The organism is Lentisphaerota bacterium (assembly GCA_016873675.1).
Taxonomy (GTDB): domain Bacteria; phylum Verrucomicrobiota; class Kiritimatiellia; order RFP12; family JAAYNR01; genus VGWG01.
In genome coordinates this window covers 1-21925 of the sequence record VGWG01000048.1, presented here as the reverse complement: position 1 = coordinate 21925, position 21925 = coordinate 1, and the positions used below count along the sequence as shown (strand labels likewise).

Annotated in this window: 11 protein-coding genes and 1 pseudogene; 3 read left to right on the top strand and 9 right to left on the bottom strand. The window is 64.8% G+C overall.

From position 1 onward, the window contains the following. Positions 1-1129 (bottom strand): hypothetical protein (locus tag FJ222_07570; protein ID MBM4164282.1); only part of this gene is annotated, 1129 nt, incomplete at its 3' end. A 729-nt stretch (positions 1130-1858) separates the two neighbouring features. Here FJ222_07570 and FJ222_07565 point away from each other — a divergent pair. Both FJ222_07565 and FJ222_07560 read left to right on the top strand, forming a co-directional pair. Further along, a pseudogene (locus FJ222_07565) lies at positions 1859-1999 on the top strand (transcriptional regulator). Between the two features lie 1483 nt (positions 2000-3482). Next, complete coding sequence (locus FJ222_07560; protein MBM4164281.1) at positions 3483-4154, top strand: DUF2726 domain-containing protein; 672 nt, start codon at positions 3483-3485, stop codon at positions 4152-4154. 41 nt (positions 4155-4195) lie between these two features. Here the strand turns inward: FJ222_07560 and FJ222_07555 are convergent, their stop codons facing one another. The 8 genes from FJ222_07555 to FJ222_07520 all read right to left on the bottom strand — a co-directional run bounded on the left by FJ222_07555 (position 4196) and on the right by FJ222_07520 (position 21356). Further along, the gene (locus FJ222_07555) at positions 4196-4804 is read right to left on the bottom strand and encodes a hypothetical protein (GenBank protein MBM4164280.1); all 609 of its coding nucleotides are present in this window, start codon (positions 4802-4804) and stop codon (positions 4196-4198) included. Positions 4805-4951: 147 nt separating this feature from the next. Further along, positions 4952-9994: a DUF4011 domain-containing protein gene (locus tag FJ222_07550; GenBank protein ID MBM4164279.1), complete on the bottom strand. Its 5043-nt coding sequence runs from the start codon at positions 9992-9994 to the stop codon at positions 4952-4954. Positions 9995-10029: 35 nt separating this feature from the next. Continuing rightward, positions 10030-10572: a hypothetical protein gene (locus FJ222_07545; protein ID MBM4164278.1), complete on the bottom strand. Its 543-nt coding sequence runs from the start codon at positions 10570-10572 to the stop codon at positions 10030-10032. 45 nt (positions 10573-10617) lie between these two features. Then, entirely contained in the window at positions 10618-11133 is a 516-nt protein-coding gene (locus FJ222_07540; GenBank protein ID MBM4164277.1) for a hypothetical protein, read from the bottom strand. Positions 11134-11265: 132 nt separating this feature from the next. Then, positions 11266-13410, bottom strand: coding sequence for a DNA helicase (locus FJ222_07535; protein ID MBM4164276.1), 2145 nt, complete (start codon positions 13408-13410; stop codon positions 11266-11268). Positions 13411-13413: 3 nt separating this feature from the next. After that, the gene (locus FJ222_07530; GenBank protein MBM4164275.1) at positions 13414-19857 is read right to left on the bottom strand and encodes a DEAD/DEAH box helicase; all 6444 of its coding nucleotides are present in this window, start codon (positions 19855-19857) and stop codon (positions 13414-13416) included. Between the two features lie 15 nt (positions 19858-19872). Then, positions 19873-20766 (bottom strand): nucleotidyl transferase AbiEii/AbiGii toxin family protein, encoded by an 894-nt coding sequence (locus FJ222_07525; protein MBM4164274.1) that lies wholly within the window; start codon positions 20764-20766, stop codon positions 19873-19875. Further along, the gene (locus FJ222_07520; protein ID MBM4164273.1) at positions 20763-21356 is read right to left on the bottom strand and encodes a hypothetical protein; all 594 of its coding nucleotides are present in this window, start codon (positions 21354-21356) and stop codon (positions 20763-20765) included. Before FJ222_07520 ends, FJ222_07525 begins: the two co-directional genes overlap by 4 nt. 175 nt (positions 21357-21531) lie before the next feature. Here FJ222_07520 and FJ222_07515 point away from each other — a divergent pair. Beyond that, a partial coding sequence (locus tag FJ222_07515) for a hypothetical protein (GenBank protein MBM4164272.1) occupies positions 21532-21925 on the top strand: 394 nt, incomplete at its 3' end.

Genomic DNA, 21925 nt, shown 5'->3' with positions numbered 1-21925 from the left:
TCCCCCGTTCTCCGCCCGCTCCCCGCCCCGCCTCCGCCCGCAATTTCCCGCCCTCCTCTACCCGCCCACTGCCACTGCCTGCTGCCACTGCCCCTTTTCCTGCCCCTTCCACCTCATTTTCACACACACTCCCACCCCCACACACACCCACACTCGTTCCCGCATCCCACCCCGCAGGCACCGCCACTACCGCCATCCCCCGCGTCCGCAGCACCATCTCCGCCTCACAGCCGTCCCTCCGCCCCTCGGTGTTCCGATGCGCCGCCTCTCCCTGCCCACTACCCACTGCCTCATCCCCACACACACTCCCAAACCCACACACTCCCACACTCTTCCCTTCCCGCCCCCATCCCCAAGCCGCGCACTCCTCCCGCGCCGCCCGCACGTCGCCCTCGATCAGTCGCGGCACCCGCTTCCCCGCGTTCGCCAGCGCCTCGATCTCCCGCTGGCACGGCATCAAGATCCGGTACCGCCCCCGGTCCTCCACCTGCACCTCCAGCGTCACCGCCGCCGGCATGTCCACTCCGCGCGCCCAGGTCTCCATCCGCCGTCCCAGGCACACCGTCCCCGGCCTGCAGTCCGTCAGGCTCGCCACGTTCAGGATCGTACGAAACTCCTTCACCGCCCCGTCCATGGCGGCCCGAAACGCCGTCCGCCGGCGGGCGATCTCATCGTCGGCCAGATATCCGCACCGGTCCTCCTGGCCAGAACAGTCCTGGATGTACGGCAGGTCGGTCCTCCGCATCTCCCCCCGAATCGCCTCCAGCATCAGGTCCAGCAGCAGACCGCCCGTCTCGAAGCGCGTCTTGGCCATCATCCGCAGCACCGCCTCCCGGTTCTCGAACGGCGCCGTCAGCACCAGGTGCGCCGCGTACCCGGTCAGGCACCGCTGCATCATCAGGTAGGTAAAATTCACCTCCGGCCCCCGCAGCAGATGGTGGATGTTCCGCGTCACCCGCCAGGGAAAACTGTGCCAGCCCGGCCAGCAGGCCGCCAGCCGCGCCAGGCGCTGGTGCAGTTCTTCGGGCGTGCAGCCCTCGGAATAGGGGAAAGCGAAACCGACCTTCAGGAACTCGACGCCCATCACGGCCTCCTCCCCGCCGCCGTTCGTGGCGGTGGGGGTCTCCACGGCAGGTCGTGTCCGCGCCCCTCGTTTCCGGCTCAGGCCCCGCTCTCCCGTCTCGTCACCGCGCGCACCTCCCGGCGCGTCCGTTTGCGGACGCGATTCGTTTGCGGGGGGTTTTGTCACGCCGCTGTTGGGCGTTGGTTACGCGCTCGATTCCTCGGGATGGGTGGCCGATGATACATTTCACGGCGGAGTCCGCCGTGCCGGAAAGACAATGGTTCAGTGGGACCGTATCGAGGCCCCTGCGCGGGATCGTGTCAGCGACGCGCCGACCTCACAACCCCCCGTAAAGTCATCTAAGTAATACCACATCCCCCCGCCGAAAAGCAACCACCCGCCGCGAAATATATTTTTCACCGCCCCCTGTCTTTTCCTCGCCGGTTTTAGTAGCCTTTTACATCCAAAAAATCGTGCTCCATGCAAGATTAGTTGTGCATGCGTCACTCTATGCTTGCGCTTCGGCCAGCGCTTGTATTACCTTTCAACCGTTGCCACATGTGAGTTTGGTGTTTCTGGTTTTCTATCCCATCTGTGCGCTTCAAGTCAAACCATGCAGAGCATCTATATAAGCACGCCGATGGCCCAGGAGTTCGTAGGATGAGCGCCGCGCCGCCCAACGAGGAACGGCTGATGGAGACCATCCGGCGGGGTGAAGGCCTGGATGTCGAGTTCAAGGCCTGCCGGCAGGGCCTCAGCCGCGATGTTTACGAGTCCGTGTGCGCCTTCCACCACATCGACCGCGCCGACGAATTGGGTTCGGGCATGCGCAAAATGATGCTTTATGGCAAGAAATACGGCGGAGCCGACCCCCAGTTGATTGAGGGCGACAACTTCCGCATGATCATCAGCATCCCGGAGTTCGGCGAGAACCCGGCCAAGCCCGTGCGGATCGTGCCGACCGCCCAAGTCGAGTCCCAGGTCGGTGAGCAAGTCGGTGAGCAAGTCGGTGAGCAAGTCGGTGAGCAGATAATATCCATCTTGAGGGCTTGTTTCGACAACCCGAAAGGCACGGCCGATCTGCTGAGGGCAGTTGGTCTGGCGGCTGTCTATCTCAACTACCAACGTCATCTGCTTCCACTGCTGGCACAAGGCCTGATCGAGCGCACCATCCCTGACAAGCCGCGGAGCCGGCTCCAGAAATACCGGTTGACCGACAAGGGCCGGACGCTCCTGGGGGAAGCGGACAAAGGCACGGAGAAGAACGAGCGCTGAGCAATCCCCTCCACCCGTCGGTGGCGGCAACTCACGGCAGGTCGCGTCCGCGCATCTCCGTTTCCGGCTCAAGCTGCAGGACTCTCAGACCCTATCGCGCCGCAATCATCCTGTCGCCCCCCCAGTGAGAGGCGCTTTTCAGGTACCGAACATGTGCACGACAGAATAAAGCGGAGTTTCCGCGATAGGTCCTCAAGTTTAGGCAACCGATGATACATTTCACGGCGGAGTCCGTCGTGCCGGAAAGACGAAGTTTCAATGGGGCCGCTCATCCGGGCCCCGCGCGGGATTGGACCGGCGACGCGCCGGACCCGCTACCCCCCGTAAAGTCACCTGAAAAATAACACATCCCCCGCCGCGCAATCAACACCTTCCCGTCAAAAATATATTTGGTAATCGGTTAGCGACGGGGGTGTGGGACAGTGTGAGGGTGCGTGTGAGTGTGTGGGTGGGTGGGATAGGTGTCTGCGCGAAGCGCGAGGTAGGGCAGCGGCGTCCCGCCGCGCCGCAGGCGAATGGATAAAGACAATGATCGCTATCGAAATCGAAATGAAAAGAGGCTCTTGCAAAACCCCTTGTGGTGCAGGCGTCCCGCCTGCAGAATGTGGAAAAGTCTTGGAATTGCAGGCGAGACGCCTGCACCACTGCCAGTCGGTTCAGGGTTTTGCAAGAGCCTCAAAAGGTAATTCTGACCACTCACCCACCCCGCCTCGCGCATACCTTTGGCTTTCGGCGCGGCGGGACGCCGCCGCCCTACCCGCTTTCGCGCGGCCACATACCCACTCACACACTCACGCACCCGCACACGGTCACAGTCCCCCCCCCGTCGCTAACCGATTACAAGCGGTTGTTTTGCCTGCGAGTCAGCATGCTCCGGTCCCTGTCCCTTTAGGGCCATGGAAACTGAGGCACGTGACTTGCCAAGGCTGCGCCGGCATCAGTCACGCACACGCGCCTTCCCCAACGCGCCCCTCCCACGCATCGATCTTCAGCCATCTACACACGCAACCTTTTCGCGTTCATCGTGTTGCGCACTGACACAGTTTCTCTGTCCCCACGTCCCCGTCACTATTCGTGCCTTGCAAACACCAAACCTTTCTGGCACACTGTTGCTCTGATCATTCGTCACACAGGAGAGTGCCCGATGAACCAGAGCACGAATCCGGGATGCCTATTTGCGATTCTCAAGTTGTTTGGCCTGGGCGGCGGCAAGCCCGGGGCGCTGCCGTACCGCTTGCGCGATGACTTCCTCTCACCGGCGGAGGTCGCTTTTTACCGTGCCCTTGCCGCCGTGGTAGGAGATGGTGCGCGGATTGTGTTCAAGGTCAATCTGGGCGATCTCTTCTTCGTTGTCAATCTCAACAAGAGCAACTACGCGTACCGCGGCCGGATCTCGCAGAAGCATGTCGATTTCCTGCTGTGCGACCCGCGGACCCTCAAGCCCGTGGCAGGTATCGAACTGGATGACGCCAGTCATGGTCGACGCGACCGCCAGGCGCGCGATGCCTTTGTTGACCGGGTGTTTGAAGCTGCCGGCCTGCCGCTTCTGCATGTGCCTTGCCGCCGGGAGTATGCCCCCCAAGACATCCGGGACGCCTTGGCCCCGATTCTGTCGCCGGAGACGGGGCCGCAGCCCGGTGCTGACGGCCGCGCCGCCCCGGCCGAGGCGCCTGCGGCTCAGCACGCGATGCCCGAGGCCGTCGCCGCGCCCCTCTGCCCGAAATGCGGCGTTTCGCTGGTGCTGCGGAAGGGCGCGCAGGGCCCCTTCTACGGCTGTCCGAACTACCCCCGCTGCCGCCAAACCGCCAAGCTGTAGGAGAGCCAAGTGTGCCAAACCTTCCTGTGCGGCAACGTGGCTTACAGGTTGTAGGTGATCTTCGTGTCTGTGACGGCGATGTGGCCATCCTTTGACATGGCCGCGATGAGTTCGGCGACCTCGTCGTCCGTCAGTTGCTTTTTGAACGTCGCCTTGATGTGGCTCGTCATTGTCTTCAGGGTGCGTGGTCTTGTGGCTTTCGGTTTCTTGAGGTAGTCGAGGATCGTCTGAATGCGCGAGGTCGTTAGTGTACCCGCAGGTGCAACTGCGCCGACGGGCGCTTTGAGGACCGGGATGTCGGCAACGGAGGTTTCCCGCGCAGCGTGTATTTTCTTGGCTTTGAGATGCGCGATGAGCGGGTCGTATCCTGTGTCCTTGGAGATGATGTGGAAGAAGGCGGCGGGGTCGGCGGCGGCAAGCTGGCCGATGTAGAAGGCGATGTGGAAATCGAGCGCGTTGGAACCGTTCCCGGCGATCTTGATGTACTCGGCCTTGCCGCCCATGGCCTGCATGGCCTGAGCCACCTCAAAGGGCACTTTGGTCTGGTTGGCTCCTACAAAGACCAGTACCTTGAAGTGATCCTGCTGCAGGCCGACGAGACTCTCGGGCTGGACGTTCTCGAAATCAATCAGGACGTAGTTCGTGCGCATGGCTATGCTCCTGTTCAGAATGGCAGTTCGGGTTGTGAGGGGTCGTCTTGGGGGAAGGCATGTCCATTGTCCGGCCCCACCAGATCCAGGCGCAGGGTTTCAATCAGGGCTTTGCGAACGTCCAAGCTATTCATGGTATTTTCCGCCTTACGTTGACGTACCCTCCGGTATCCGCATGACGCCGTCCGCGTCGGCTTTCACCTCGCCGCCGCTGACGAGTCGCGCCAGGCTCTTCATGACGTGTTCACGGATCTGCGGACTGGTGGCCTTGAAGCCCAACAAGCGTGAGACGCCAACTGCGACATCGTCCGAACTGGCGCCGTGGCAGTGCCGCAGCAGCGTCCTCACTGAGGCGTCATACTCCTCCGGAGCGATCATCGTGGGTTTGCGCAGGGCGGCCGACGTCACGGCCGAGCGATTACGGGGAATGGCCTGCCTCTTCGGCAGCGTCAGAAAGTCCCCATTGCGCAGTAGTCCCCCGGCTCGCTCGTGTTCCCGTATCGCGCCCCGTATCTGCTGCTCAAACGCGCTGTTGATACGCGCCAGACCGAAGAAATCCCGGCACCGGTGGTCAAGCTCGTCCCGGTGCATGGGGGCTTCGCACTCCAGCACCCTCAGAATGACCGCCTTGAGCGTGGCCATGCCGACGGCGTTGGAAACGGCATGACCCGATGACTGCTTGTAGGGAGTCGCGAGCGTGCCGATGCCGTTATGTTCCACATCACGGGGGGCGGCTCGGACAACGGCGGGCCGACCCGGCGGAGCCGCCGGAGGGAGGTCCGGTGCCAACGTGCCGGGAGCCTCCCTGTTATCCGGTGGGCTGGGCGTGTCGGCCCGCTCGAACGCTTCATCGGCGCGCCGGCCGACTTCATCGCTGTCGGCCTCGGCAAGCAACGCCTCGATCCTGCGCCGTAATCTCTCCTTCGCCTGCTCCGGCTGTTTGAACCAGTCGGTGCTCCAGATGCGGTGTATACGCCACCCCTGGGATTCCAGAACCCCCTGGCGCAGCCGATCCCTTTCACGGGCAAACCGCGAAGCGTGATAGGTAGCGCCATCACACTCAACGCCCAGCAGGTACCGGCCGGGTCGCCGCGGATCAATCACCGCCAGATCAATGAAGAAGCCGGATTGGCCAACCTGGGTGTCGGCGGCATATCCCATCGCCTCGATGGCGCGCAGAACGGACGTTTCAAAGGGCGAGTCCTCTTCCCGACCGGAAGCACACGGCATATCCAATGCGCCCGTGCGCGCAAAGCGGAGATAGTTCTTCAAGGCGCGCACACCGGGCGACACACTCTCGCCGCGGATAGTGATCTCCTCGTCCGTGATGGATGAGAAGACCTCGCAGCGGTATTTGGCGCGGGAGAACAACACATTCAGACGGCGGGCGCCATGGACGCCGTTGACCGGGCCAAAGTTAGAAGCCATGTGCCCAGACGCGTCGCGGCCGTAGCCGACCGAGATGAAGATCACGTCCCGCTCGTCGCCTTGGACGCTCTCCAGGTTCTTGACAAAGAACGGTTCGTGATCGGCGCGGTTGACAAACGCCTCGAGGCCGGGGTCGTCGCGCAGCGCCAGTTCCAGTTCGTCCAGAATAGCGTCACGCTGGGCCGTCGAGAAGGTCGCCACCCCGAGCGAGTGCCGTCCATGTTCAGCCGCATGGGCGCGGATCGCCTTGACCACCTCCCGCGCCTCCTCGCGGTTGGTGCGCGACCGCGAGCGGTCATAGCAGCCGACGACCGGATGGAAGCGGACGCCCATCCCGCCGTTTCCCGTCTGGAAAGGACTGGGAATGATGAAAAGCCGGTTCTCATAAAACTCGCGGTTCGAGACGGCGATCAGCGAATGGTGGCGGCTGCGGTAGTGCCAGCGCAGGCACGTCTCGGGGGCGCCGCGCGCGACGCACAAGGAGAGGACACTCTCCATGGCCTGCGCCGGGGCCGTCCTGCTCTCAACGGGTCGGGCCGTCGCGCACGCCTCGGCGTCCGGATCGGCCTCCTCGTCATCGCCGGATGAGAGCCGCTCGAAGAAACTCGTGGGCGGAAGTTGTTTGCTGTCACCCACGACGACGATCTGTCTGGCGCGGGCGATGGCCCCGAACGCATCAACGGGCTTCACCTGGCTCGCCTCGTCAATGACCAGAAGGTCGAACTCGACCGCGCCAGGCTCCAGGTACTGGGCGACGGAGAGGGGGCTCATCAGGAACACGGGCTTGATGCTCTGCACCAGGCCGCCGGCCCGCCTCAAAATCGTGCGGATGCTCCTGCGGTTGCGCTTCCGCTCCGCTTCCCCCCGGATGAAGCCGATGTCACCAATCCGCTCGCCCGATTTCGGCAGGCCGGCATGATGGGCGGTCAGGACACGTTGGCGGGCCAGATCGAGCCGTTGCCTGTCGGTGCCGCGGAACTCGTCGACGGTGCGGTTGTGGACCGCCTCCTTGAAGTCGGCGATCACCGGATGAGTCCTCAGTGCCTGGCGGATCAGCGCGGTGTAAAACGACTTCAGGAACGACGTCTCGACGAGCGCCGGATCGAGCCTTCCCGACACGGCTTCGTCCGCGAGCGCGCTCATGCCCAGTTCGGCCAGCCTCCTGCTCGAACGCAAGAAGCGGGACCAGTCCGGCAAGGTCTCCCGGTGCCCGATCCAGCCCTGCAACCGCTCTTCCAAGACGGGGAAGGGGGTCTCTTCAAGCGGACGGGAAAAAGCTGCGACCCAGTCGAGCCCGAGGCGCTCGGCCACGCTCCGGGCCGCAGACTGCCAGGCGTCACGGGCGGCTGCAACCCGATCAATCGCACCCGTGATCGCACGGGTCTCCTTGACCACCCCCACCAGCGCCCTGAAATCGTGCCCGAGCCCGGCGCGCACCGACGCCTCCGCCCACTCCAGCACGGCGCGCACCGCACCCCAGTCGGTCCGCTCGCCGCACCAGAGGGTTCCGAAAGCCCGCTTGGCCGTCTCCTGCAGGCGGGCAAGGGTCTCACGCGCCGCTCGTGCGGTCAGCAGCGTGTCGAGCAGGGCGAGGCGCTCGGCATCGTTCCTGGGCCTGTAACCCGCGAGAACACCTGCAAGCTCCCTGCGCGCATGGCGATAGGAGGCGTTGAAGAATTTGAGGGGCGACCCCGCACAGGCGCCAAGCGACGCGCGCTCCCCCTGCCAGTCCCGGTCAAAAGCGGCCGGCGTGACTTTGCCCGCAGCCACGACCAGCGCGTCCGAGAGCCGCCGGCCGCAACCAACCCACTCGGCAAGATCCACGCGCCCGCTCTCCCAAGCCGGATCGGAGATCGCGGCACGGTCGATGGCCTCGGGAGCGGCCGCCAGGTGCTGCCCGATGACGATCTGGTCGGCAAGGTGCTCGATGCTGTCGGCCGTGCGCTGCGAAATGGACGCCGCCAGCGTCGCCGCGCTCTCCCGCAACGTCGCGAGAGCCGCCAGCGCCGCCATGACTGTCCGGGCCATCGGCTCCAGGTCGATGCTGAGGACATTGTCCGCGGAGACGCCCCGCCAGAGGGATTCCCCCGGCGGGCCAACGAGATCGAGCGCTTCCTCGAAGGCGACCGCCTCCTGCAAACGCTCATCACGATCCTCCGGCGACCACGCCTCGACGCCCTCCAGAGGCACTTCGACCCCCTCGTCCTGCAACAGGCACAGATGGCCGATGATCTGGAACGGCGTGAGGCCGGAGGGGGAGAGCGGGGCGTGGAGCGCCTGCGGCAACGCATTGAGGGTGTCGCGCTTGCGCGTGAAATCGGGCACCGCCTGGGCCTCCCCCGGCATGACCGGCGGCCCCAGTCCCCAGGCGTTCATGACCGACGCCAACATGCGGGCGCTGCTCTGGCCCGCGCCATGCAGCTCTAGGCAGATCGAGTCCAGCCCCTCGTGCTCAAGGCGGCGCTTCACCACGTCTAACGCCGCCATCTTTTCCGCCACGAACAAGACACGCTTGCCGTCCAGGACCGCCGTGGCGATGAGATTGGTGATGGTCTGGCTCTTCCCGGTGCCGGGGGGGCCTTGAATGACCAGGTTCATGCCGCGGCGCACCTTCTCCACCGCAAGGGTCTGCGAGGAGTCGGCGTCCACCACGTGGTCGAGCTTCTCGGGAGGGACCAGGTCGTCTATCGGAACGTCGTCTGCGAACGGTGGCTCGGTGACGGGCAAGCCGTCCATCAGGAGTCCGGCGAAGATGGGGTGCTTGCCAAGAGCCTTCTCCTCGGGCCATCGGTCGTGCCTCAGGTCGAGGTACATCAGGTATTTCTGGAACGAGAAGAAGCCCAGCGCCAGAGCGTCGGGCAAAACCCGCCACCGCGCCAGACCCGCGACCCGGCCGGCAACCGCTTGCAAATAGTCCGCGATCGCGAAGTCATCCGCTTCCGTGTCAGGGGCGGGGAGGTCGATGTCGAAGGACTGTTTCAGGCGGGCGATCAGGGAGACGTTGCCAAACACCTCCTCGCCCTCGATCACGGCCAGGCGGAAGCGCTGGGACTCCGACGCCCGACGGTCGCGGATGATCTGCACGGGGACAAACACCAGGGGCGCGTGGAGGGCGACATCGGAATTGTTGTCCTCGTACCACACCAATTGCCCCAGGGAGAGGAACAGCAGGTTGGATCCCTGCTCCTCGACGGCCGTACGTGCGTCGCGCTCCATGGCCGTCAGGCGCTTGGCCAGGGCGTCAGCGGTCAGCGTGGTCTGGAGCCAGTTGTCCGACCGGACCTTCTCAAGCGCCGCGGCGGCGGCCTCATCATCCACGGCGCCGGGATCGGCAGGCGCGTCAGTGGCTTGGTCGTCGGCCGGAAGGAAGGCAAATGCACGGGACTTCTCAACGAGGCGCTCGTACACCTGGGCCGAATGCTCAGTGACGATGTGGATGAGTTTGGCCGATTTCGATTGCGGGCGGAGGGAGAGGGCGCGGTTGCGTAGGGAGAGGTCCAGTAACTCATTGCGCGCCTGCTGCAGGGCATGGAAAAGGGCCGGGGAAGGGGCTGCGGCCGAATCAGGCGTCGCTGTCGTCACATCATCCATATCGCATCCGTATCCGTCAGGCTGGCGCCATGGCGCCGCGCCACAAGAGAGCGGGCGGGATGTCCGGCACGCCACCGCCCTCGGCATCAACGCCAGCCCGCCCACACCCGCCGGCGACCCGCGTTGTTTGGCCCGATCAGCCCCGATTCCATTTGACGGCAATGATGCCATGTTCAAGCGATGCGAACAAGTTCATTTGTGGGGTCTTATTCAGCCTGGTCCTTCCCAAGCAACATTAACGTCAAAAGGTGATTCCCTGCCGCGGCCTCGATCACATGAGACCGCTTCTGCACCTGGCGCAGAACATCCGTGAACTGGATGATGTTGACCCCGGCCTTTCTGAACAGGTCGAGCTCTTCCGGATGCTTGACGGCGTTGACGACAAGCTCCCGCGACCACTCTCCGGGATAGAGACGCTTACGCAGGGCGACCTTCTTCGGATGGTCGAACTTTTTCTGGATCCATTCCCGGATGCCTTGCTTCAGCTCCGCCGTCTTCCGCTCCTTTGCGTTGTCCGGGCCGATGCCGCGCTTCTTCTGCACCGATTTGGGCACTTTGCTGACGTAGGCGATCGGGTTGGTGGACACCTGGACCTCGATCTGCCTGCAAACGTGGTTACCATCCGGGCTTGGCTTGAATGCCAGAATGTCGATCTCGTGGACCCCGATCTTGATGCCGCGAATCGTGAAGAAACCCTGCCGATTGATCCATTCCTGGACGACCTCTTCAGCGAGCAGTGCCATATCCACCTCCGGTCTGCGTGTGCATCATCGTTAGGACTCTCGTTTCTTGACCTATCGCTTTCCGTAGTTCTCCAGCTCCCACTGGGCGAGCGACTGTTCGCCGGCGGCGAGCCGGACCTTTGCGATGGCGTCACGGTACTCGTCTATCGTCTTCATCCGCGTCCAGCGCACGGTCTCGCACCCGGGCACCTGGCCGAGCACGATAGAGTCGAGCGGGCAGTGCGGCGGCGCGGGAATCTCGCCCAGGCACCAGCGGTACTTGAGATAGAGGTTGAGCGCCTTCTGCGCATGGCCGATGCGCATGCCGCCGTCGGCGAGAACGTCCTCATGTTTGGCTGACAGTTCATCGGCGAGCCGCTTGACGTTGGCGACATGCACCTCTTCCGCCACGCTGTGTTCATATTCACCGGCCATCTCCTCCAGCAGCTTCCGCAGCGAATCCTGGAACGGCTTACGATCCTTCTCCGTGGTTCCTTCCTTGTACAGCCCCGACCGCTGCACCGTGCCGGCAAGGGTCAGGGTGAAGAACTCGTCAAGGATGAACCTACGTTGCGCATTTGCGGTCATAAGACAAACCTCCACGTTTGATTAGAGTTTCATGGCTGCCCCTTTGGAACTCAAAGCGGCTGGAACAGATATTGTCTGTTGACTCCTGCGCTGGGATGAGGGACCCTGTGCCCATCCAAGATGGTGTGAGCTTCATAGGCATGATGTGAGTTCATCCGGCACCTCGCCTACGCCCGATAGCCACACGTGCTTCATGGCGCGGGTGAGGGCGACGTAGAGCAGGGAGAGCTCGCCGGCGAGGTGCGCCCGCTGCGAGACCTGATCCAGGCCCTCGAAGCCGGCCGGTTTGAGCGGCCAGACGCCTCTGTTCAGCCGGGGCAGAATGACGCCGACGAACTCCAGTCCCTTGGCGCGGTGCATCGTCGCAATGCTCACCGCGTCCTTCTGGATACCGTCGTCCTCTTCGGTCTTGATCTCCAGACTCTCGATCTCGCGCCGTTTGAGCGCCTTGCCGACTGCGAACACCTCTTCCTTGGTTCGGCAGAGGATCGCATAGTCGCAAAGGGGGCGCTTGTCTTCGGTCGCCCACTCCTTGAGCTTCTTGGCGACCGCGTCCATTTCCTGTTCAAAGCCGTCGAAACGCACCATCTCCGGTTTGGTCCCGACCACGAGCGAATGATACCCCTTGTTGTTATCGCTCTCACCGTCGAGATCGTCCACCGACACCCCTTCCAGCAGAGCCACCGCCAGTCGCCGGATATGCTCCGTCGAGCGGTAGTTGAGGTAAAGCTTCGCCGAACGGCCGCGCACATTGATCCCGCACTTGTTCAAGACGGCCCGCCGCCCGTAGATGCGCTGATGGGCGTCGCCCACCAGCATCAGCGAGTTCGGGAGGCTGGCGTCGTAGCGGTTCCCCGACAGCGCGCACACCAGCCGCAGCGCCGGCATGCTGAAATCCTGGGTCTCATCCACGATCACCGCCGCGTAGCTCCTCGCACCGCCCTCCTTCGCGATCAGTTGCGCGGCACAGTCCATGATCTCGTCGGGCTCCATCATGTTATTCGTTCGCAGAATGGCGCGGTACTGCTCGAAGACGCTCCAGATGGCTTTGCGGTCTTTTCCCGGCACCCGCGTCCCCTGGCCGATACGCGGCACCCGAAGATACTCCCCCTCTGAGGCGAGTTGATAGGCCAGCACGATCTGCTCCCATTCGTGCAGGAAGAACGACACGTCCTGCGGCCCGTCATACGCCGACCGGCCCAGGGCCTTGACCATCAGCTCGCGCCGCTTGTCGCCCGCCAGGATGGGGTTGACCGCGATGCCTTGCTTCCGCAGGTAGCCGAGCGCCCACTGGTCGAGGTTCACCACGTCGATCCGCGCCATCGTAGCCTCGGAGCAGATGGTGGCCAGCAGTTTGCGGATGTCGGCGCAGAGATTCTTCGTGAAGGTCGTGAAAAGCAGCCGCCCGCCGCCGGTAAACACGTTTTCGAGCAGGTGCTTCGCCCGATGCATCGCCACCACCGTCTTGCCGGTTCCCGCGCCGCCGAGCACCTTGATGGGGCCGTTGGCCCGTTTTTGGACGATCTTGCGCTGCGAGGCGTGCAGGTAAACCCGCCACTTGGCCAGCGTCGCGTTGCGCACGGCATTGAGTTCCTCTTCGGTGGAGACGAAGACGAACTGGCCCTGCGAGGCCAGATTGGACTCGATGGCGTCGGCCACGTTGTCGCCCGCCGGCTTTTTCTCCGCCTGCTCCGCACGAAGCACCGCCAGAAGCTCGCCGACCGGCTTGCCGTCCGCGACCTGCAGCAGGATGTCGAACACCCCCTGGGGGAAGCTCTCTTCACGTCCCAGCAGGTCGTCCTCGTCAACAATCTGCCGGACTTGCCCGAGCAGCCCCTCCGGCACGCCGAGATCCAGCAGTTCCTGGTCGGTCGGCCTGGTCTCGAACAGGCGCGCCGCGGCGGCCGCCCGCCGCCCGGCCGACACCTTGGGCGCGGCCTCCTTCAGCTCTACAGTGAATACCTGCAGCTCGCCCGTGCGCGCGTTGACCTCGCACCCGCGGCGCGTCGCCCAGCGGTAGGCGTCCTCGTGTTCGCCGGCGTGCAGCAACACCGCGTTGCCTTTGTCGTCGAGCACCAGCACCACCCGGTATTTGTCGTTCACGCGCACGGTGCGCAGCAGCCGCTTGTAGCTGCCGTTGACCTTCTCGAACTCCATCCCTCCATTCACGCCCTCGCGCATGAACTTCACGATGAAGGAGTCGATCAGCCTCCCCGCCTCGCGGCCCAGCTTGTTGACGCTGTCGAAGAACTTCTTGTCGATGGCAAAAGCGCCCATGGATCACCTCTCTCCTGAAACCTTGTTCCGCTCCAACACCCGCTGCGCGAACTCACCCTGTCCATCTTCTCCCGCCACCCCCACCAGCCAGCCTTCCGCCCGCATCGCCTGCGCGCCTGACGTCGCCGCATCGAGCCACGCGGCCTTGCTGCGCATCCAGACCAACTGGCCGAACCCGATAACCTCCCCGTCGCTCTCGCGGACGATGTCCTCGAACGCGGCCGGCACCTCGCCGACGCCTGCAGCCTGCAGCGCGGCGACCAGCGCCCGGCACGGGTCGTCATCCTCCGGGAAGTTGGACAACAGCAATTCCCAGGCCCCCTGCCCGTCCAGCAGCTTGGCGCGGGCGCGCTCGGCCCAGAAGGTGTCTTCCCGCATGGCCGTGCTGAAGAATAACCCGACGGCAGACGGCAGGAACTGGAACACGGTCACAAGGGCGAAAAACGCCTTCCAATCGCTCTGCGCGTCATTCGGCGGCGTGTCGTCAAAGCGGCAGCAGACGCGCATCGCCACCCGCGACGCCTCACTCGCGTCGGGCCAGACATAGACAGCCACCGCGTTCCGCCCGGCCGTGAGCCGTGCCAGCGGCGCCCCCGCCGGCACGGCCGCCAGAAACGTCTCCTGGCCACCGGGCAGCTCCGGCCGCTCGCTGCTCGCCGACGCGACGTACTTGCCCAGGCAGCAGGCCTCGCACTGCGCGTGCGCCACGAAGAGCGCATCATCCGCCACCCGCAGGTACGTCAGAAGCCGCTCCAGCCCGCGATCCATCGTCAGCCACTCGTCCCAGAAGTGGTGCGGCTCCTCCTGCGGCTTGTCCGGGTTGCGCAGCGGCGTCAGGCTCTTATAGTGGGCAAACAGCTTGCGGCGCGTTTCGCCATCGGCCCCGCCCGGCGCCGCGAGGCTCCGCATCCACCCGGGCGTCTCCACAGTGGAGGCCGGATCCACGTCCGACCAGGCGAGCGACCAGACGCGGTACCCGGCATCCATCAGCGCGATCCGCTTGCGCAGATCCTCCGCGACAATCTCCTTGTGGTATTCCCAGCCGTCCAGGAAAACGGCGACCGGCCGGGCCGCCATCGCCTCGGTGTCCTGCGGATAGAGGACGGCGTCGGGCCGGCAGGCGCGCAATACCCCCTTCTCCCGGCCCAGCTCTTCCTGGAACACGCAGGCCCACACGCGGTCCCCCGCCGCCCCCGCCTTGGGTATGCGCAGCATCAGCCCCTTCGTCAATCCCGGCACCACCGTCGGCTCGCACGTCCCCCGCATCTCCCGGACGCGCGCATCGAGCTGCTGCACGAACGCCCGTTCGAGTTCGCTCTCCAGAAGGCCCGCCAAGTAGTCGGTCACCGACAGTTCGCGTTGCTCGAAGACCATCCCGCCCCGCAGCCGGGTCAACTGGTCCAGGATCGCCAGGGCGCTCCGCCGCGAGATCTTGTGACGCCGGGACTGGTTCTGGTAACGGTAGAGGCAGCGATAGCAGCCGTCCTTCTCCGCGTCGTTGCCGCAGGCGCATGTCTGGAGCACCGCGCGCGCCTGGTCAAGCACGTCGAAGAGCAGGCGCCCGTCGCCTTGCACAAACTGGCGCAGGTACCCGGTTCCTCCCGGCACGCTGTCGTACAGCACCAGGAAATGCTGGCGCAGCGTGCTCCCCGGAATGGGCAGCGTCTGAATCGTGATCTGAAGGTGGTCAACCTTGCCGTGGAACTGGCGCTCCAGTCCCAGTTTGATGGCGGCCATCAGGGATTCCACCTGCTGGTCGCCGGTCAGCAGCACGGGGATGAACAGGCGCAGCGCCTCGGTGTTGTATTCCCGGTAGAGCTGGTGATTGACGAACGGAGCGGGACCCTCGTCTTTTTTCGCCGCCAGGCACCAGGGGGCGTGGGTTGTGTCGTCGTTCAGTTTCGTGCGGCCGCACGAGGGGCAGATGTCAAACCCCCTACCCCGGACCGCTTCCCCATTGACGTTGACCGCGGGATCTCCATTCGGCGTTGACTCGCCAAAATTGACCTCCCGCATCATCAGATGTTCAATATATTCGTAACCGAAGGGGATCTCCGCTTCGGCCGGGCTGTGAAACGAGGCGGTCACGACGCTGCGGCGCTCGAAGAAGACTTTGCAGTCGAACCACTTGGGCTGGCGCTGGTCGCTGGCGTCGTCGGTTAGCGCGTTGCGCTCGCTGTCCACCGTAATGAACTGTTTGGGCCTCAGCAAAATGCGGACCTGACCGACATCGCTCCAGTCAGCCTGGCATTGCGGGCACAGCGGCGGCAGGCTGGGACCATCGGGCACCATGGCGTCGCAGGCCGGACAGAACCGCCAAGGCAGGGGGGCATCGGTCTGCGCAAGGTCCACCGCACCGATGGGGACGTGGTGGCCGTAGGCATAGAACTCCATGCCGGGCGCCAGTTCGCGCAGGGCGGTGGAGGCAGGCCGCTTGATCTCGTACTCGACTTTGGCGGCCGATCTTCCACCTCCCGTTCCCGCGGTCTCGCGGTAAAGGATCGTCTGCAGGCCGACCCCTTCTTCGGGGAAGGCGTAGTTCGGCAGCAGCGCGGCCATGTCGCACAGCCAGCCCCAGACGCTCTCGCCCCGCAGTTTCCGCAGCAGCGTCCGGAACGCGCCGCGCTCCTTCTCCAGCGCCTCGCACTGCTCCTGCCGCGCCTCCTCGGTGAGGCCTACGTCGGCCTTGACCGCCTTCAACTGCGCCGTGATCCCCTGGGCCTTGTCCTCATAGCCCTTCAGCACCACGCGCAGCGCCGCAACCTCGTTGCGCAGGGCGTTGTCCAGACCGCCCGCCTCCGCTCCGCCCGCATACGCCCGGAGCGCGTCCGCCGTCACGGGGGAGGCGTGGGCGCCCAGCGCGGCGACGAACCGTACGGCCAGACCGCCGCGCCGCGTGGCGTACCATGCCAGGAACGTGGTGGGGAAGACCGCCGTTTGGGCGCCCAGCGCCTTGAGCATGGCGCCGATATCGCGGGGAAAGGCCGCCTGCTTCTCCTGCGCGATCCACGCTCCGAGCGCGAATCCGAGGTACTGGCGCTGCAGGACGGAGACCGCATCCAGGTACACGCCGGGCGCCCGAACCCCTCCCGCCATCATCTCCCCGGGCGTCTGGAAGAAGTAGAGGTCGTGCGGACGCGCGTTCGCCACCGTCACATTGACGGCGCTGCCCGTCTTGCGGCCCGACCGCCCGATCCGCTGCACATAGGAGGACTGGGTGGGCGGCACCGAGCACAGGAGCACGGTGGAGAGGTCGCCAATGTCGATACCCATCTCCAGCGTCGGCGTCGCCGAGAGCAGATTGGGGTGCCATGCCGCCGGCTCCTTGCTCTTGAACCGCTTCTCGATCTCCGTGCGCTCGTCGCGCTTGAGCAGCCCCGTGTGTTCCACCGCGACCAGCCGGAACACGTCCCCGCCGATGTAGTGCTGCCGGTAGTGATGCGGCGGAACCACCGCCGGGGCCAACACGCCGCGGCACCCGGGTCCGCGGCAGGCCACGCGCCCGTCCGCCGCGTCGAGCAAGGCCCGCGGCACGTGCCGCAGCCGCCCGCAGACCGGGCAGCGCATCGCCGCCAGGTTGCTGCTGATCACGACCCGCTCCTGCGGCAGCACCCAATACTCCATGGCCGCCTTGGCCTGTGGCCCCGCCGTCACCTTCTCCAGGATGCCTGCCGCGGCGAGCCCGTTCAGGAGCGCCTCCAGCGCCGCGGTCTCGCCGCACCCCGTGTGCGACTCGAACAGCGCATGCGTCTCCCCGCCCGGCGTCAGCGCCAAAGCCAGCCGCGGCGTCCCGCCCGCCGTTGCCCTGCCCGGGAAGACGGGGTGCATGCCGCCCCGCGACATCCCCTGGAGCGCCCACTTCAGCGGCGTCTGCCAGCGCACGACGCCCAGATCGGCGACCCGGAGGATGGATGGCACAACGTCGGCATCCAGCACCGCACCGCGCCGCAGCATCAGGTCAGCCAAGGCCGCCACGCACGCGCGCAACCTCGGCGCCGTCAGGTGGCGCAAAGCCTCGAAGTTGTTTCGCAAGGGCGTCAGCACCGCCTCCCAGCGGGCATCCGTGCGCTCGGGCAGCTTCACATAGGCCGCCGCCACGCCCGTCTTCTCCAGCGTCCGGCCGATGTTCGACTTGAACCCGAACTCCATGCAGACTTCCCAGCGCAGCCGCAACTCCAGCCAGTGGAGCGTCTGCGCCGAGGGCGCCGCGCCGCGCTCCTCCAGCTCGTGCCAGCCGTGCCACCACTTGCAGTCCTGCGGGATGAAGGTCGCCAGCCGCGCACCCGGATCGGGATAACGGGCGTGCAGGTCGTCGCCGAATCGCGCCAGGAGGTCCGGCAGCGGCACGTCCGGCAGCGCGTTCTCGTGGATCGTGTGGGCGAGTTGGGTGCGGAAGGTGGATGACCAGGTGCGCCCGCCGAAGTAAGAGGCGCGGTGCGAGGCGTCCTGCACGTTGTCGTTGAAGGCGATGATCTTCTTGTCTCGGTTGTACACCGATCCGTTCAATGTGGCGATCATGTGGCTGCACAACGTGGCCGTCCGCATGCCCACCAGCATGATGCCGCCGTCGTCGGCCCCGCACACCGGACAGATCCGCCGCCCGAAGGCGTACGGTTGTCCGTCCGCCTGACGCGTGTGGGTCTCCATTTTCGGTTGCTGTACGGCCACCCGCAGCAAGGCGCTCGAACCGCACTCGGGACACGCCGCCTCCCCTTCGCCCGCCAGCGCCCGGCAGGCGCAGCAGAGGCGCCGGATCTCGCCGTTGAGGTGTCCCGGCGTCTCGCCCTCCGCCAGTGGCACCACAAAGCGGACCGCCTCCGAGCCCTTCGCGAAGAAGTGGCGGTAGATATCGTCCAGCACGCTGATCAGCTTCCTGTCCTTGGCCGCATAGACGCTGATCCAGCCCGAACATCCGCAGGTGCGGCAGTTCGCCAGCGGCAGGTAAAGGGTCTCGCCGCCCGCCTCCCCGGCCCCGGCCCGCGACAGGTTGGGGATGTCCGTCAGGTCGTCCGCAAAGGCCAGTTCCGCGGCGCCGGGCCGGATGGAGGCGACCATGCGCGACATCTCGCGGGTCCAGTACTGGATGCGCACGTCCGGATAGTCGTACGCGCGGTCGCAGACCTGGCGGATGCGCGAAAGGAGCGCCGCGAGGCTGCGGATCGCGGCCTCGGTTTGCGCGACATGGCCGGCCGCCTCGTCGTCGAAGAGGTTCCGCGCCATCGCGGCGGCGACCGTGCCGAGCAGCGGCACATGCCCCGCGCAGCGCCGCACCAGCGCCGCCGCGAACGGGTCACCCAGCAGCCGCCTGGCCAGCTCATCCACATGCTGCTGGTCCCTGGCGGTCTTACCGTCGCGCAGGGATCGAAAGCGCGCGAGGTCCGCACCCCCGACCGCGAACCCCCAGAGCCCGAGCTGGCGGCGCAGATACTCCTCCTCGTTGTCTTCCGCCATCGGCAGGTAGTCCTCGACCGTCGCGAGCGGCGCCCGCGTGTCGCCCGGCGGCGGCAGAAACTCGGCCGGGGTCAGCCGGTCCTCGCCGATGAGCGCGTCCGGGTCAAAGGCCTCGCCGAACACGGTGGCGGCATAGTCCAGAATTTCCTGCGCGGAATCGCCCCCGCCCAGCGTGGCGGAGGTGCCGACGCAGCAGAGGCGCCCCGTCTCCAGCCGCATCCGGTCCTTCAAGCGCCGCAGCAGGCAGGCGAGGTCGGCCGCCTGCGCCCCGTCGTAGGTGTGCAGCTCGTCCGCCACGCAGTAGCGCAGCTCGCCCTGCGTGTTGTCCTGCCACAGCGGGGCGTCCTCGGGCCGGATCAGCAGGTAGTCGAGCATCTTGTAGTTGGTCAGCAGGATCTGCGGCGGATGCTCGCGCAGCGCGGCGCGGTCGGTGATAACGGTCTCGGCCCCCATCTCCTTTTCACGCTTGTTTGACTTCCATCCCTCGCCGCTATCCTCGCCGATGTAGAGGCCGACCCGTAAGCCGTCCAGTCCGCGATGCTTGTGTACTGCCTTGGCGATGCGTTCGGCCTGGTCCGTGGCCAGCGCGTTCATGGGGTAGATGAAGATCGCGCGGATGCCGCGGTCGTGCTTGTGCGCCGCGCAGTGTTCGAGCACCGGCAGCAGGAAGCACTCGGTCTTGCCGGAGCCCGTGCCCGTCGCGATGATCGTGGAACGGGGCGCCGCGCCGCAGAGGCGGTCGAAGGCGCGCTGCTGGTGCAGATATGGCGTGAAGCCGATATCCGCCAGAACCGGCGCGAAACGCCTGCGTGCTGCGGGGTCGGCCTTGCGAAACGGCAGATGCAACTGGAGGTACGGCCCCTTGACGACGGGTTCGGCGGAGCTGAAAAAGGCGTCCCAGAGTCCGGCAAAGTGCGGCGTCGCCAGCGGGAACTGGCTCTCCAGATGGCTCTTGAGCCCCTGCGTAAGCTGTCGGTCTACGAGTGTCGGGAGCATGGCGGCGAGGAGTGGTTAAGGGTTTTGGGGGCTTGACTCAGAATTCAGGCGCAAAGAAAGGACGTACTTTCCGACAGGTTCGGCCACATCCCGAAACAATGCGGGAGCGTCGGTCAGCCTGTTTTTCCGCAAAAACGCGGCCCATTGAATCTGCTTCTGCGGGCTGGTTTGAAACGCGATCGAAAAACATTCCTCTTCGCCGGTGGGAAGTCGCGTCCCGCGACGCGCGAAGGTGTTCCGCATCGCCTCACAGACCGTACTCGTATTTTGCGGGAACCGTGTCGTCAGCACATGAAGGTCATAAAAATCCTTCATCCGGCTGTTGGCCATCCCGTTCACCACCATCGTTTCAATCTTCTCGGCGATGACGGTCGGGATCGGATAGGTTTTCAAACGGGGAGGCGGCAACCCCAACAAGGTGGGAAATTCGGACAGCACCGCGGGGGGAGTCACTGCATCGCCGACACCAATGTCGAATTGCAGGGGTATCCGCGAATTGCCGAGAAATGCGGTCAAGGTGATCCGCGTGCCGCCATAGTCGGTCCGCTTGCGTATTTCCGCACCCGCCACTGTCCCGCTGTCGAAGCGCAAGCCGCCCGCAAGATCCGTGGGAGCGTCGCAGATCGCTTTGAAAACGCGTATCAATTCGTCCTTCGATGCGTCGCCGCGCCACAAGAAATCGGAGTCCATCGTGGGGCGGTATCCGATCCCATCTGTCCAAAGGACAAACAACATTCCGCCCTTGAGGATGAACGTATCCTTCCATTCGCTGACGGAAATCTTGTACAGGAACCGTTCGATGCCGTATCTGGTCAAAATCAAGTTATACAAGACCGACAAGCTGTCCGCCTTGTTTTTCAGCCGCGCCTTGACCGAATCGGCGAGGCTTGCGCTTTTGTCATCGCTCATGTCGTGATCCCTTCAAGATAGGGGAGGATCACTTTTTCCACCCGCACCGCGCGCGCCGCGCGCATGATGTCATCGATGCTGGCCGCCTTCCCGCGCAGGCATTCCCGAAGCGACTCGATCGCGACATCGATCCCTATCTTGTTCCTATATTTGAAACAGTCGGCAACCGTCTTGGCCGGGGAATACACCTTCACGAGCACGCCGTCTAGATTCTTCTCCTCGATCCCGTAAGCATAGTATCCCTGCGCCATGAAAAACACGCGCGTCCTGAAGTCGTGAAGCGCCGGAGCTCTGCGCCCCTGCGGCAGGGCAAAACTGATTTCTCCCGGAAGCTGCGTCGTCAGATTGTGGATGCGAAGAGCGGAATATAGGCAAACGACGGCATCCGGACACCGGAGCGCAAGCACCTGGAAATCGTACCATGCGCCGGGCCGGAACTCGGGTGACACATAAAGCCCCCGCGAAATCTGCTTCAGCGTTCCCCGGCGGACACGGTTGGCTATCGTTTGCGGCGACACCCCGTGCGCACGCGCCGCGGAAGCCGCCATCATGCGGCCGCCAGCAACCAGCCTGTCGAGACTGTCAGACATGTCCTTAAAACCTCAATTGACAACACGCATACGAATGTAATGTTTCGCATGCAATTTGTCAACATGACTTCCCCCACCCTAATCCTCGCCTAAGGCAGGGCAAATGCACGCAACTTGTTAAATGAGAGATGAAAAGGCTTGCTAATGGGCTATAGGTTTTCTATACTGCACTTCCATGGCTACCCGTCTTCCGTTGATGCACAAGACGCCCTTCGTTCTGGACAAGCGACCGCTCCGGGAAGCGACGAGTCCGCACGCGGGGCTGCTGGCGACTTCGCGGGCCTTCCGCTCGCTGGGGTTGCCGGACTGGATCGACGCCCACCTGGGCCTGCGCAAACGCCGCCGGGGGTACACGGAAGCGCAGATGTGCGAGGCGCTGGTGCTGCTACAGACGGTGGGCGGGGACTGCCCCGAGGACGTGCGGCTGCTGAACGGCGACGCATGCCTGGAGCGGGGCCTGGGGTACCGGCCGCCCAAGGCGACGGCGGTGCGCGAGTTCCTGGAGCTTTTCCACGACCGTGATCTTGAGGAACTGCGCCCGGATCGTTCGGTGCAGAAGAGCTTCATCT

Excerpts from the sequence above, each read along its gene's own strand:
- FJ222_07560 (MBM4164281.1), top strand. The coding sequence starts at position 3,483 with ATGAACCAGAGCACGAATCCGGGATGCCTATTTGCGATTCTCAAGTTG.
- FJ222_07555 (MBM4164280.1), bottom strand. The coding sequence starts at position 4,804 with ATGCGCACGAACTACGTCCTGATTGATTTCGAGAACGTCCAGCCCGAG.
- FJ222_07550 (MBM4164279.1), bottom strand. The coding sequence starts at position 9,994 with ATGGCATCATTGCCGTCAAATGGAATCGGGGCTGATCGGGCCAAACAA.
- FJ222_07540 (MBM4164277.1), bottom strand. The coding sequence starts at position 11,133 with ATGACCGCAAATGCGCAACGTAGGTTCATCCTTGACGAGTTCTTCACC.
- FJ222_07535 (MBM4164276.1), bottom strand. The coding sequence starts at position 13,410 with ATGGGCGCTTTTGCCATCGACAAGAAGTTCTTCGACAGCGTCAACAAG.
- FJ222_07530 (MBM4164275.1), bottom strand. The coding sequence starts at position 19,857 with ATGCTCCCGACACTCGTAGACCGACAGCTTACGCAGGGGCTCAAGAGC.
- FJ222_07525 (MBM4164274.1), bottom strand. The coding sequence starts at position 20,766 with ATGAGCGATGACAAAAGCGCAAGCCTCGCCGATTCGGTCAAGGCGCGG.
- FJ222_07520 (MBM4164273.1), bottom strand. The coding sequence starts at position 21,356 with ATGTCTGACAGTCTCGACAGGCTGGTTGCTGGCGGCCGCATGATGGCG.